The organism is Streptomyces sp. ITFR-21, assembly GCF_031844685.1.
Lineage (GTDB): Bacteria > Actinomycetota > Actinomycetes > Streptomycetales > Streptomycetaceae > Actinacidiphila.
This window is the reverse complement of sequence record NZ_CP134605.1, coordinates 3221048-3234306: the sequence shown is the minus strand read 5'-3', so window position 1 is coordinate 3234306 and position 13259 is coordinate 3221048. Positions and strand designations below refer to the sequence as shown.

The 13259-nt window shown below is 75.5% G+C and carries 7 protein-coding genes, 2 tRNA genes and 1 pseudogene; 5 read left to right on the top strand and 5 right to left on the bottom strand.

Features of this window, described 5'->3' with window-relative positions:
• The first annotated feature begins 76 nt into the window (after window positions 1-76).
• The 3 genes and pseudogenes from RLT57_RS14050 to RLT57_RS14040 all read left to right on the top strand — a co-directional run bounded on the left by RLT57_RS14050 (window position 77) and on the right by RLT57_RS14040 (window position 3967).
• Window positions 77-1027, top strand: a complete 951-nt coding sequence (locus tag RLT57_RS14050) for a DUF1906 domain-containing protein (RefSeq protein ID WP_311297729.1) — start codon at window positions 77-79, stop codon at window positions 1025-1027.
• Window positions 1028-1388: 361 nt separating this feature from the next.
• Window positions 1389-1904, top strand: a pseudogene (locus tag RLT57_RS14045) (SigE family RNA polymerase sigma factor); the annotation flags it as partial.
• Window positions 1905-2317: 413 nt separating this feature from the next.
• On the top strand, window positions 2318-3967 hold the full coding sequence (locus RLT57_RS14040; protein WP_311297728.1) for a long-chain fatty acid--CoA ligase: 1650 nt from the start codon (window positions 2318-2320) through the stop codon (window positions 3965-3967).
• 280 nt (window positions 3968-4247) lie between these two features.
• Here the strand turns inward: RLT57_RS14040 and RLT57_RS14035 are convergent, their stop codons facing one another.
• On the bottom strand, window positions 4248-8579 hold the full coding sequence (locus RLT57_RS14035; protein WP_311297727.1) for a PAS domain-containing protein: 4332 nt from the start codon (window positions 8577-8579) through the stop codon (window positions 4248-4250).
• Window positions 8580-9207: 628 nt separating this feature from the next.
• A complete protein-coding gene (locus RLT57_RS14030; RefSeq protein WP_311297726.1) occupies window positions 9208-9765 on the bottom strand; it encodes a hypothetical protein in 558 nt (185 codons plus the stop codon).
• A gap of 367 nt (window positions 9766-10132) precedes the next feature.
• On the opposite strand from RLT57_RS14030, the gene RLT57_RS14025 reads away from it, so the two are divergent.
• A tRNA-Ser gene (locus RLT57_RS14025) sits at window positions 10133-10226 on the top strand.
• Between the two features lie 246 nt (window positions 10227-10472).
• Window positions 10473-10545: transfer RNA gene (locus RLT57_RS14020), tRNA-Arg, on the top strand.
• Window positions 10546-10838: 293 nt separating this feature from the next.
• On the opposite strand, the gene RLT57_RS14015 is transcribed toward RLT57_RS14020, so the two are convergent.
• The 3 genes from RLT57_RS14015 to RLT57_RS14005 all read right to left on the bottom strand — a co-directional run bounded on the left by RLT57_RS14015 (window position 10839) and on the right by RLT57_RS14005 (window position 13100).
• On the bottom strand, window positions 10839-11141 hold the full coding sequence (locus tag RLT57_RS14015; RefSeq protein WP_311297725.1) for a hypothetical protein: 303 nt from the start codon (window positions 11139-11141) through the stop codon (window positions 10839-10841).
• A 283-nt stretch (window positions 11142-11424) separates the two neighbouring features.
• A complete protein-coding gene (locus tag RLT57_RS14010) occupies window positions 11425-11985 on the bottom strand; it encodes a DoxX family protein (RefSeq protein WP_311297724.1) in 561 nt (186 codons plus the stop codon).
• A gap of 224 nt (window positions 11986-12209) precedes the next feature.
• Complete coding sequence (locus RLT57_RS14005) at window positions 12210-13100, bottom strand: MEDS domain-containing protein (RefSeq protein ID WP_311297723.1); 891 nt, start codon at window positions 13098-13100, stop codon at window positions 12210-12212.
• Window positions 13101-13259: the final 159 nt, after the last annotated feature.

Here is a 13259-nt window from a genome sequence, read left to right as displayed (position 1 = left end):
AGGGGAGGTGTATGGCAGACGGGTGGTGGCGGCGTGTCTGCGATGCGTGGCGGTCGGGCCGTCGTTGACTCGCAGGATGAGGAGAAAGATTACTTTTATCCGTTGCGTCCTCTCCGTGGTTCTTGCTTTCGCCGGACTGGCGCCCGCCGCCGTGGCGGCGACCGCGGCCGAACCTCTCGCGCCGGGCCGGCCGGGTCAGTCGGGGCAGCCAGGTCAGCCGGGGCAGCCGCGGCAGTGGGATCGGGCGGCACGGGGCCGCACCGCTGTCGGCGTCGTCCACGGGGGAGCGGATGGGCGTGTCGCAGGCCGCACTTTCAGAGGTGAGGGGTTCGACACCTGCCAGGCGCCGGACCGGGCGACCATGGACGCGTGGCGGGCCGGATCCCCTTACGGGGCCGCGGGGATCTATTTCGGCGGCCGGGCACGGGCCTGTTCGACGCAGGCGAATCTGACACCGGACTGGGTGCGGCGGACCACGGAGGCGGGGTGGAGTCTGCTGCCCATCTACGTAGGGTCGCAGAGTCCGTGTGTGACGGGCGCCAACAAGAACCCGTACCGGATCGACACCGGGAATCCCGTCGCCCAGGGCATCTCCGAGGGCGAGGACGCCATCCGGGCCGCGGGGGCGCTCGGGCTTGCTCCGGGCAGCGCGCTGTACCTCGACATGGAGGCGTACGACGTCGACGACACGGCGTGCACGACCGCCACCTTGCGGTACATCCAGGCGTGGGACCGGCGGGTACGGGTCGGCGGCTACCTGTCCGGCTACTACAGCAGCGCGGACTCCGGGGTCGCCCACCTGGAGAGCGCCCGACGGGCCGGCGCCGCGGATCTGCCGGACGCGATCTGGTACGCCCGCTGGGGCGTCGCCGCGAGCGTGACGAAGGAGCCGTCGCTGGCGGCGGACGCGTGGACGCCGCACGCGCGCATCCACCAGTACCACGGCAGCGTCACCGAGTCCTACGGCGGCAAGAAGCTGACCATCGACCGGGACCTGATCGACGCGCCGGTGGCCGTGGTCGGCTGACCCCCGCCGCGGCCCGGGGCCGCTCCCTCCGCGCCGCCTGACCTTCACCCCGGCCTCGGCCGCGTCCCCCGGCCCCCTGAACCGCACCGCCGGGCCCACCTGCGACGCCCCCGCGTCCCGCCCCCCTGTGCGACCGACCCGCCCCGACTCACCGCCCCCACCCCGGCCGCCCGGCGCCCCCGGCGCCTCAAGTCCGCCCCTGCCCGCCGCGCCCCCGCCCCCGGCACATCCCCTCCGGGACACCACTCCCCGGCTCCACCTCCGGAAGGTGGCGGGAGCCCCCGGCCTACGACCTGAGGTTGATCCGGCGGCGGCACCTGCGGCCGATCCGCGCGGCAACCGGTGCTTCTAGCGTTGAGGCATGACCACGCCCGTGTGCACCAGCGCCAACACGACCCATTTCACGGCCTACGTCCGTACCAAGGGCCCGACGCTGCTGCGCACCGCGCGCGCCCTAACCCCGAACCCCGCCGACGCCGAGGACCTGCTGCAGACGGCGCTGACCAAGACGTATCTGGCCTGGGACCGGATCGACGACCACCGTGCCGTCGACGGCTACGTCCGCCGCACGCTGGTCAACACCCGCACCTCGCAGTGGCGCAAGCGCAAGGTCGAAGAGTTCAGCACCGACGAACTCCCCGAGCCACCCGGCACCGGCCCCGACCTCACCGAGCAGCAGGCCCAGCGCGACGCGCTGCTGCGGTCGATAGCCCGGCTGCCGCCGCGGCAGCGGGCCATGGTGGTGCTGCGCTACTACGAGGACATGAGCGAGGTGCAGACCGCCGAGCGCCTCGGGGTGTCGGTGGGCACGGTGAAGAGCGCGGTGTCGCGTGCGCTCGGCAAGCTGCGGGACGACCCGGAACTGAGGCTGCTGCGCGGCGGGTCGCCCGGGCCGCCCGGGCCGGACGACGGCGGGCTCGGCGGCGAGGCCGGTGGTGGGATCGGCGGCAGCATCGGTGACGGGGCCGGTGGCCGGACCGGTGGCGGGATCGGTGGCGAAGCCGGCCGCGGCACCGGTGGCAGGGCGGCGGTCGCGGCGGCGGTCGCGGCGGCGGTCGCGGCGGCGGTCGCGGCGGCGGTCGCGGCCGAACCCGGGACCGCGGGTTCGGGCGGAGGCGCGGGCGGGCACCTGACGGCGGCCTGACCCGCGCGCCGCGCGCCGCGTGCCCCGTGCCCCGCGCACCCCTTCCGCTCCGGATCGGTGGAACGCGCCGCGCAGGGTAGTGACATACCAACCGGTACGCCAGCACAATCGCAGGAAACCGCCCGTCGACGCCGCCGGAGGCCCGTGTGCTGAGCACGATGCAGGATGTCCCGCTGACCGTCACCCGCATCCTGCTCCACGGAGCGCGGGTGCACGGCAAGTCCACGGTCACCACCTGGACCGGGGAGGGCGAGCCGCGGCGCCGCACCTTCCGGGAGGTCGGCGAGCGCTCGGCCCGGCTCGCCAACGCGCTGCGCGACGAGCTGGGTATCGAGCGCGGCGACCGCGTCAGCACCCTGATGTGGAACAACGCCGAGCACCTGGAGGCGTACCTCGCGATCCCCGCGATGGGCGCGGTGCTGCACACCCTCAACCTGCGGCTGCCCGCCGACCAGTTCGTCTGGATCGTCGACCACGCCGCCGACCGGGCGATCCTGGTCAACGGCAGCCTGCTGCCGCTGCTCGCCCCGCTGCTCCCCCGGCTGGAATCGGTCGAGCACGTGGTCGTCGTCGGCCCCGGCGACCTCACGCTGCTGGAGGGCTGCCGGGCGGTCGTGCACGAGTACGAGGCGCTGCTGGACGGCCGGCCGACCACGTACGACTGGCCGGAGCTGGACGAACGTGAGGCCGCGGCCATGTGCTACACCTCGGGCACCACCGGCGACCCCAAGGGCGTCGTCTTCTCCCACCGCTCGGTGTATCTGCACTCCCTCCAGGTCAACACCGCCGAGTCGATGGGGCTCAGCTCGCACGACACCTCGCTGCCCGTGGTCCCGATGTTCCACGTGAACGCCTGGGGGGTGCCGCACGCGGCCTTCATGTCGGGCATCAGCCTGCTGCTGCCGGACCGCTTCCTCCAGCCCGGACCGCTCGCCGAGATGATCGAGAGCGAGCGGCCCACGCACGCCGCCGCGGTGCCCACCATCTGGCAGGGCCTGCTGGCCGAGCTGACCGCCAAACCGCGGGACGTCAGCTCGCTCAGGCTCGTCACCATCGGCGGGTCGGCCTGCCCGCCGTCCCTGATGAAGGCGTTCGACGAGCAGTTGGGCGTACGGCTGTGCCACGCGTGGGGGATGACCGAGACCTCGCCGCTGGGCACCGTCGCCCTGCCGCCCGCCGGGGTGAGCGGCGAGGAGGAGTGGGCGTACCGGATCACGCAGGGCCGCTTCCCGGCGTCCGTCGAGGCCCGGCTGATCGGCCCGGACGGCACGGAGATGCCGTGGGACGGGAGGTCGGCCGGCGAGCTGGAGGTGCGCGGGCCGTGGATCGCGGGCGCGTACTACGGTGGCGCGGGCGCGGAGCCGCTGCGACCGGAGGACAGGTTCAGCCCGGACGGCTGGCTGCGTACCGGGGATGTGGGGGTCATCTCGGACGACGGCTTCCTCACCCTCACCGACCGGGCCAAGGACGTCATCAAGTCGGGCGGTGAGTGGATCTCGTCGGTCGACCTGGAGAACCACCTGATGGCCCACCCGGACGTGACCGAGGCGGCGGTGGTCGCCGTGCCCGACGAGCGCTGGGGGGAGCGCCCGCTGGCGACGGTGGTGCTGCGCGAGGGAGCCGACACCGGTTACGCGGAGCTGCGCGCGTTCATGGCGGAGCGGGTGGCGCGCTGGCAGGTGCCGGAGCGGTGGGCGGTGCTGGCGGCGGTGCCGAAGACGAGTGTGGGCAAGTTCGACAAGAAGGTGATCCGCAAGTCGTACGCGGACGGGGAGCTGGATGTGACCCGGCTGTAGCCGCTCCCGCGGTCCGACGGCCGCGAGGGTCCCGGCGCGCCGCCGTACCGGGACCCCGGGGCGCCCTTCACCTCCGGGACCCCTGCCCCCCATGGGACCGCTCGGGACCGCCGGAGTGCCGGCGCCTTTGCGGACCGCCGGCCCTCGGGGACGCGGCGGCGCGCTTCCGGGACCGGAGACCGTCAGGGTGACCCCCCCCGGGCGGGCGGCCCGGCGAAGCCCCGCGTGCGGGTGGCGCCGAGCCCTCTCCCGCGGGGTCCTGGTGGCCCCGGGCCGGGGGCTACGCGCCGATCTTCCCCAGCAGGTCCACGATCCGCGACTGCACGTCCGTACTGGTCGACCGCTCGGCGAGGAACAGCACGGTCTCGCCGGAGGCCAGCCGCGGCAGCTCGGCCGGGTCGATGTCGGCGGAGGTGTAGACGACCAGCGGCGTGCTGTTGAGCCGGGAGTTGCCGCGCAGCCAGTCCACGATGCCCTGCCGCCGGCGCCGGATCAGCATCAGGTCCATCACCACCAGGTTCGGGTGCACCTGTGCGGCCTTCGTCATCGCGTCGGACTCGGAGTCGGCGTGCGTGACCTGCATGCCCCGCCGCTCCAGCGTCGCCGCGAACGCGTGCGCTATGGCTTCGTGGCTCTCCACCAGCAGGACGCGCGGCGGGTGCTGCTCGCTGTCGCGCGGGGCGAGCGCCTTGAGCAGGACCGCCGGGTCGGCGCCGTACGCGGCCTCCCGGGTGGCCTGGCCGAGGCCGGCGGTCACCAGGACGGGGACGTCCGCGGCGGCGGCGGCCTGCCGCAGGGACTGCAGGGCGGTACGGGTGATGGGGCCGGTCAGCGGGTCGACGAAGAGCGCGGCGGGCGGTTCGGCGATCTGGGCGTCGACCTCCTCGCGCGATCGTACGATCACCGGACGGTAGCCGCGATCGGTCAGGGCCTGCCGGGTGGAGACGTCCGGCTCCGGCCACACCAGCAGGCGGCGCGGCTCGTCGAGCGGCTCCTCCTGGTGGTCGTCGCCCTCGGTCACATCGGTGACGTCCACGGCGCCGTTGGGACCGTCCAGCGGCTCCGGACCCTCGGCGGCGCCCTCTGCGGGGGCGCCGATCGCATACGAACGGCCGGGCCCGTGCGCGGGGAACGGTGACGGGGAGTGGGAGGGGGCGGCCGCCGGCGCCGGCGCGGGGGTCGCCGGGGACGGCGGCGGTACGGGGGGCGGCAGCGCGGTCTCCTGCTCGTCCGCCCGGGGTTGCGGGGCCTGCGGCTGCGGTACGTGCGGCTGCGGTACGTGCGCGGGCTGCTGCTGCTGCGGCTGCTGCGGAAGGTCCGGCTGGCGGGACGGCAGCCCGCCGCCGTCCGGGTCGGCCTGCGGGTGCTGCCGGGCCTGGGCCTCGCCGCCGGGGTCGTGGGCCTGGCTCGGCACCTGCGGAAGGATGTGGCTCTGCGGGCCCTGCGGCTGGCCCTGGCCGGCCGGCGCGGCGAGCCGGCGACGGCGGCCGGAACCGCCGGCCGCGACCTGGGCGGGCAGGCCCTGCGGGTTCTGCGCCTGGACGGCCTGGGTCGGGGTCTGCGGCTCCATGGCGAAGGGCACGCCCTGGCCAAGGGTGCGGACGCTTATGGAACGGCCGTTGAGGGTCTGGTGGGAGGGGTCCTGGGCACGCGGTCCGGGGGGTGCCGGATGTGCGGGGGGCCCGGGGGGTTCCTGGGCGGCGGGGGCCGAGGAGGCGGGCTGGGGCCATGAGGGCTGGGCGGGCAGCACGGGGAGGGCGGGGGACCGGTCCGGGCCGACGGAACCGGGGGTCGGCCACGTCTGGGCGCCGCCCTGCGTCTCGGACGGCTGCGGGGGGGCGGCCTCCGCGGGGGACGGGGTCCGCTGCGCCACGGGGTTGGGGGCGGGGGCGTGCTCGGGTGCGGCGGGTTCGAGGGCGCGGCGGGCTCGGCGGCCCGTGCCCTCGGACCCGTTCAGCGGGGTGGACGGCGCCGCGGCCAGCTCGGGCAGGCCGCCCTGGGGCCCCGGGGTGTCGTCGCGGTCGGGCCGGCCGGCGGGGGTGCCGTCGCGGTCGCCGTTCGGGGCGCCCATCCGGTCGGGCCCGCTCGGGGTGCCCTGGTGGTCGGGGTGCGGCCCGGCGGGACCGCCCTGCCCGAGCTGGCCGCCCGGGGCGCCGGGCCGGGGCCCCGGGGTGTCGTCGCGGTCGGGCCGGCCGGCGGGGGTGCCGTCGCGGTCGCCGTTCGGGGCGCCCATCCGGTCGGGCCCGCTCGGGGTGCCCTGGTGGTCGGGGTGCGGCCCGGCGGGACCGCCCTGCCCGAGCTGGCCGCCCGGGTTGCCGTGCTGGCCGCCGGAGTTGAGCTGACCCGAGGGGTTGCCGGGCCTGCCGTCGGGCGTGAACCGGCCGCCCGGGTTGCCGTGCTGACCGCCTGCGTCGAGCTGGCCCGGGGGGTTGCCGGGCCGGCCGTCCTGCCCGAGCCGGCCCCCCGTGGTGCCGTGCTGTCCCCCCGGGTTGAGCTGGCCCGCAGGGCCTCCGGGCCTCCCGTCGGGCGTGAACCGGCCGCCCGGGGCGCCGTGCTGGCCGCCGGGGTTGAGCTCGCCGCCCGGGGCGCCGGGTTGCCCGCCTGCGGTGAGGCCGCCCGGGGGCAGGCCGTGCTGACCGGCCGCGTTGCGCTGACCCGCGGGGTCGCCGTGCTGCCCTCCCGGGTTCAGCCGGCCCGCGGGGTCCACCGCTCGGCCGCCGGAGGCCACCGCACCGCCCGCGTCCGCCGCGGGCAGCGCGAACCGACCCTGCGGCTCCCCCTCCGCAGGCTCCTCCGCCCGCGCCCGCCGGGCCCGCCGCCCGGTCGGCTGGCCGCCCTCCGGCGCGACCACACCCCCCGCGGGCGTGCCCGTACCCTCCTCCTCCGTCCGCCGCAGCGCCCTGCGCCGCCCGGTCGGCGCCTCGCTCTGGTCCGCCGCCGCCGGAATCGCCCACGGCGCGACCACCGTTCCGGTCTCGTCCGACGCCTGCCGGACCCGCGTACCGGAGGACGTACCCGCGCCCGAGGACGCGCCCGATCCCGTATCCCCGGCACGCCCGCCACTCCCGGCGCCCGCGGTGCTTCCGGCACCGTCGGAGCCACCGGAGCGGCCGGAACGTTCCCGCGCCTCGGCCGTCGTCTGCTTCCCCGCGCCGCCGCCCGGCCCGACCGGCACCTCCAGCACGTAGGCGCTGCCCTGCCCCGGCACCTCGTGCGTCTGCAGCACCCCGCCGTGCCGTTCCACGATCCCCCGCGCCAGCGGCAGATGCACCGGGTCGCCGCCCGCACTGGGCCCGCGTACGTCGATCCGCACCACGTCGCCGCGCTGCGCCGCCGCGACCACGATCGTCGAGTCGCCGCTGTACGCGATGGCGTTGCCCGAGGAGTCCACCCCGGCCACGTCCGCGATCAGGTGCGCCAGCGCCTGCACCATCCGCGGCCCGTCCACCAGCGCCTGGATCGGCGGCGCGTGCACCGCGTACTGCGCCCGGCCCGGCCCGATCAGCTCCACCGCGCCGTCCACGGCCGCGCCGATCACGTCGTCGAGCCCGGCCGGCGCCCGGTTGAGCTTGTCCTCGCCGCGGTCGAGCCGCTGGAACGCCAGGACGTTGTCGATCAGCGTCGTGATCCGGGCGTACCCGGCCGACAGGTGGTGCAGGATCTGGTTGGCCTCGGGCCACAACTGCCCGGCCGGGTCCGCCGCCAGCCCGCTCAGCTCACCGCGCAGCTCCGCCAGCGGCCCGCGCAGCGAGGTGTCCAGCAGCGCCCGCAGCTGCATCGTCCGGGCCGCCAGCGCGTCGTACTGCGACCGGTCGGTGAACGTCATCACCGCGCCGACCAGCTGCTCCCCGTCCCGTACCGGCGCCGTCGTCAGGTCCACCGGCACCGCCCTGCCGTCCTTGCGCCACAGCACCTGGCCGCGCACCCGGTGCTTGCGCCCCGAGCGCAGGGTGTCGGCCAACGGCGTCTCCTCGTACGCCAGCGGCGACCCGTCCGGCCGTGAGTGGTGCACCAGCGGGTGCAGTTCCCTGCCGCCGAGGTCGGTCGCCCGGTGCCCGAGGATCTGCGCGGCCGAGGGGTTGACCAGCACGATCTTGCCCGCGGTGTCCACGCCCACCACGCCCTCGGCGGCGGCCCGCAGGATCATCTCCGTCTGCCGCTGCTGCCGGGCCAGTTCCGCCTCGGTGTCCACGGTCCCCGACAAGTCCCGCACCACCAGCATCAGCAGCTCGTCGCCGGTGAAGTGCGGCAGGCCGTCGCCGAAGTCCGCGTACGGCGTCCGGCCGTCCTCCAGGTTCGCGCTGGTCACCTGCACGGGGAACTCGGTCCCGTCGGTGCGGCGCGCGGTCATCCGGGTCGGCCTGGTGCGGGTGTCCTCCTCGGCCTCGCGCGGGCTGCGCATCGACCCCGGGATCCGCTTCGGGTCGAACGACGGCAGCAGGTCCAGCAGACCCCGCCCCACCAGCGCCGTACCCGGCGTCTCGAACGTCTCCAGCGCTATCGCGTTGGCGTTGACCACCGTGCCGTTGGCGTTGACCAGGAGCAGCGCGTCCGGGAGGGCGTCCAGTATCGAGGCGAGGCGAGCAGCGCCTCGGGATGGCCTGCTGCTCACGGACGCGTCCTCCTTGTTACCGCACGTGTTGCCGCGCTGCCCTGCGTTCCCGGGGCGGCGCCGCGCGCGTCCCTTTCACGCGGCGCGGTCGGCTGTCGTCACGGGCGGCCCATCTTGCCGCCACCCCCGGGACATGTCACTAGCCGAGTGTACGGGTCAGGCCCCCCGCCGCGCCCTCGGATGGCCATGTGCGGTCGGCCGCTTGGGCGTTGACGGCCGTCCGGGGGTTGCCCGCGGGAAGTGTGGCATACGTCACTGGGCCGCTGTCCGGCCTTCGCCGTGTTTCAGCCCTTGGGTTCCTTTTAGACTCCCTTTGCTTTGTGGGGCTTTGCGGGATGGGGCTTTGCGGGATGGGGCCCTGCGGGCCTTGCCGTGCGGCGCCAGGGCGGGGGCTTCCCGCGCGTGCGGTGCGGTGCGGGGAACCGGCGCGTACACCGGCCGCAGCCTGACGGGCTTCCCGCGCGTGCGGTGCGGTGCGGGCGCGGGGCAGGGGCTTGCCCTGCCGAGCTTTGCGGTGCCGAGGCTTTGCGGTGAGCGGTGAGCGGTGAGCGGTGAGCGGTGAGCGGTGAGCGGTGAGCGGTGAGCGGTGAGCGGTGTGGGCGGGGCGGTCCTTGCCCGGACGTCCGCGCTAGCCCGCGAGCGGGCGCCGGCTCCCGCTCCGGGTCGGCGCCGGCAGGACCGGCACCATCCGGCTCCAGCGGGCCACCTCACACCCGTTGGTCCTGCGGTACGACTCCCGGACCCAGCGCCCGGCCCAGGTACCGATGACCTCGGCGGTCTGCGGCCCGCCGTAGATCATCGTGCACGCCTGCCCCTCGGGCACCGGACCCACCGGCCCGCCGATCTCCCGAAGTCGCCGGCACGCCTCGCTCTCCCCTTCCGCCGGCCAGCCCTCCGTGCACCTGACGCTGTACGTCAGGCGGTGCCCGGACCCGTCGTCGTACGCCACGCTGAGGTGCCCGCCCGCCCGTACCCCGGCCTTCGGCAGCCCCACGGCGTCCCCGACCCCGGCGGTCCCGGCCCCCAACGCGGCGGCGAGCGCCAGGACGACGGTGGCACGGCGCAGCACGGGACCGGCCGTGCGGGGCATGCGGTCAGGTGCGGGTGCGGGTGCGGCGGGGGCGAAGGGGCGGGCGGGTGCGCTGAACCCGTGGCCGGCGGTACTGGCGGTACTGGTGGAAGGCATACCACCTCCCTACCGGCCCGCGGCCCTCCCCTCCGGGCAGTCACTCGTCCGTGGGCGTGGCCTGATCGAGCGCCTTCGGAACCGGGGACGCGCCTCGGCGCGACCGATCGCCGGGGTCCGGGGTCCGGGGTCCGGGGTCCGGGGTCCGGGGTCCGGGGTTGGGACGGCGGCGGACCCCGGAGCCAAGCGCGTACCCGTCCGGGCGGGCCGGGCGTACCGGGCGGCGGGGTGTATCCGCGAAGCCGGCGAGCGTACCCCTTTGCCCTGCCCAGCCCCGGCCTAGTACCGTAGTCTGCGATTGGTCGCGGCCCTCCAGGCTGTGCCATCATTCCCCCACGCGCCCACTCACCACCCGGGCGCGTACCCAGGAGGCGTCGCCTAGTCCGGTCTATGGCGCCGCACTGCTAATGCGGTTTGGGCTTTACCGTCCATCGAGGGTTCAAATCCCTCCGCCTCCGCCAGCCCCACCCTCCCCGGAGCCCGCGCCCACCCGGCGCCGGGCTCCTTCTTTTTCAGCCCCGCGCGGCCTCAGACCACCGGAGCCACCCCCGGGTCCCCCCTCCCCGCCGCCACCCTCGCCGGACCCCCTCCCCATCCCATCCCCGCAGCTCACCCCACCTCCCCCCAATCGATTTCACCTCCCGCGCCGCCTCATGTAAAGTTGTCCACGCAACGCCGACCGGCCCAAACCCGCCGCGAAGCACCCCGCACTCGTAGCTCAACGGATAGAGCATCTGACTACGGATCAGAAGGTTGCAGGTTCGAATCCTGCCGAGTGCACAGCAGGTCGAAGGCCCCCAGGGATCACTCCCCGGGGGCTTTTTCCGTGCCGGACGGCGGCGCGGGGAGGTCGGTCCTCCCGCTCGGGGGCGGGTGTAGTCGGCAGGCCGCGGGTGTCCGGTGGGCGTGTGGGCCTTCCGCGGCTGGTCGAAGCCGAGGGCGTGCGGGGGGACCGCATCCGAGATCTGGGAGCGGGCGGAACGTGATGCCCCCTCTTCCCCTCCTGCGGCGGCTACTCGTTGAGACGGGGCACCGCCGGGTGCGGCGGGGTGCGGCGGGAGGCGGTGGCCCGGTCAGTTGTCGGCGTTGGCTTCCAGGCAGGTGAGGTCGATGTCGTCCAGTACCGCCTCGTTCGTGCGGCCGGAGAGCTTCGCTTCCTGCTCGATCAGGACCGCGGCCCAGCCGGTCAGGCTCATGGCGAGGATGCGGAGGCCGTCGGGGCCGTGTTGGGCGAGGACGCGGTCGGCGGTGGCGAGGGCTTCCACGGGGATGCGTTCGGCGGGTTCGAGGCCGACGACGCGGCGGAGCAGGTCGACGGTCGTCCGGGACATCTCCGGAGCGAGCGCCGAGAGCCGGCGTTCGTCTTCCCAGTCCATACGGGGCTCCCCTCGACTACGAAGCGTATTGGTTCCATGACAGCAGAACACGGGGGCCCGTGGCGGTGGTTTGGCGGTTCTGGGCGGTACGGGGCCGTTCGGCGCGCGGGGCGGGGGCCTGGGTGCCGCAGGGGCCGCCAAGCGCGGTAAGGCCGCCGTACGCGCAGACGCGCAGGTCCGGGCGCCGGCCACGGCCTCAGCGTGCCGGGCGCCCCGCCTCGTGCGGGAGAACCCCCCGAGGGTCGCCCCCCGGAGGGTTCCGCGTGGGTGGGTGGGGGTCCGGTCAGCCCTCGGACGTCAGGGAGGACAGCCGCGGCCAGGTGCGGCGGACCCACGGGTCCAGGCTCCAGACGGCGGTCGAGGCGGCGAAGTACAGGGCGAGGGAGGCGAAGATGTAGGCGACGGACGGGCCGAGGTCGGTGATGCCGTCCTTGGTCCAGGGCAGGTGGAACGCCTCGGCCGAGGACCAGATGCCGAGTGAGAAGACCGCGCTGCCGATGAAGACGGCCCGGGAGAAGACGCCGAGGACCAGGCCGAGGGCGATCAGGGTCTCGATGACGGCGGTGCCGACGGCGAAGGCGGTGGGCGCGGAGGTGCCGATGGAGTGCCACATCTGGAGCCACTGGTGCAGGACGGGGGTGTGGACGGTCTCGCCCTTGCCCAGTTCGTCGCCGAGGGTCTGGCCGTGGATGAAGCCGGGCAGCCACTTGAAGGAGGCGTCGATGGCCCAGATCAGGCCGAAGCCGATGCGGACGGCGGCGGCGCCGTGGGCGCGGGAGAAGGTACGGGCGGCGGTGGCCGGGGCCGGCGCGGCGCCCGGCAGGTCTGCGGTTTCGGCGGTCATGGCAGCACAGGTCCGTTCGGGGGTGGCGGGATCGGGTCGGCCCCTCGGCGTGGAGTGGCGGCCGGCGATCCCGTCCGACAACGGGCCGGGCCGCCGGGCCCGGCCCGGCGGATCCGCGGGATCGGCGGCCCCCCGCACTGGACGAGGACCGAGGTTAGGTTAGGCATTCCTAAGTCGCCGGCTCAATATGACGAATCCCGCACCCCGGGAGCTGAACGCCCGCGCTATCCCGTTCGTACTTCAACGATCCCGTCGGCCGCTCCGCACAGCGCCAGCAGGCGGGCCTGCCCGGCCGTGCACCGCAGCCGCAGACCGGTGCCCAGCAACACCCGTACGGAGTACGCGTCGACGAACGCCAGGCCGGTCAGGTCGACGGCGGCCAGGCCCGGACGCCGTACCGCCCGCTCGAAGGCCGGCCGGTCGGCCCGGTCCGCGTCCCCCGCCAGCAGCAGTACGTCCCCGGACCGGCGCTCGTGCAGCGTGCCCGGTGCCGGCGGTACGTCCAACGGGTGCGCCGCCAGGATCGGTTCCCGGTCCGGCCCGGCCCGGTCGTACTCGCACAGCGCGGTGGTGCCCAGCTCCGCCAGCGCGGTGGTCAACGCGACCTCGTACGCGGCGAGTTCGCCGCGGTCCACGTCGGGCTCCGAGGCCCAGCCCATGTCGCCGGCCAGTCGCAGCCCGGTGAAGCCGCGGGCCGAGGCATCCTCGGCGGCCCGCTCCCAGTACGCCATCCGGGCGGCCGGGTCGAATCCGCGCCCCGGCACGTAACCGGGCTCCTCGCGGACCACCTCCACGCGCCCGCCGCCGACCGGCACCCCGAGGGACGCCAGCCGGTCCAGCGTCTCGGCCTCGGCCGTTCCGGGGCCGGTGAACAGCATCACCCGCTCGCCGCGGACCAGCCCGCCGGTGGCGAAGGCGGCCCGCAGCGCCCACCGCTCCTCCTGGGCGCCGAACCACAGGCACGCGTGGTCGCCGGGGCCAAGCCGCTCGACGGCGACCGTCCGCCGCGCCGCGGCCCGCGCCGGCGGCGTCCGCCCCGCCGCGCACGCCGTCTCCGGGGCCGTCCCCCGCGCCTCGTCCTCGGCCGTCCCCCGGTCACAGGTCTTTCCCGCCATGCCGAGAACGTACGCCCGCGCCGCGCCCTCCGTCGCCACCGACCGCTTCTCCCCTCGGCCTGACCGTAACCGACGACAACCGACCGCGGCCGTCCCCGATCGACCGGACCGGGCCGCTCCTGCCAGGGGCGGACCGTTCCCGCCGGTATGCGACCGTTC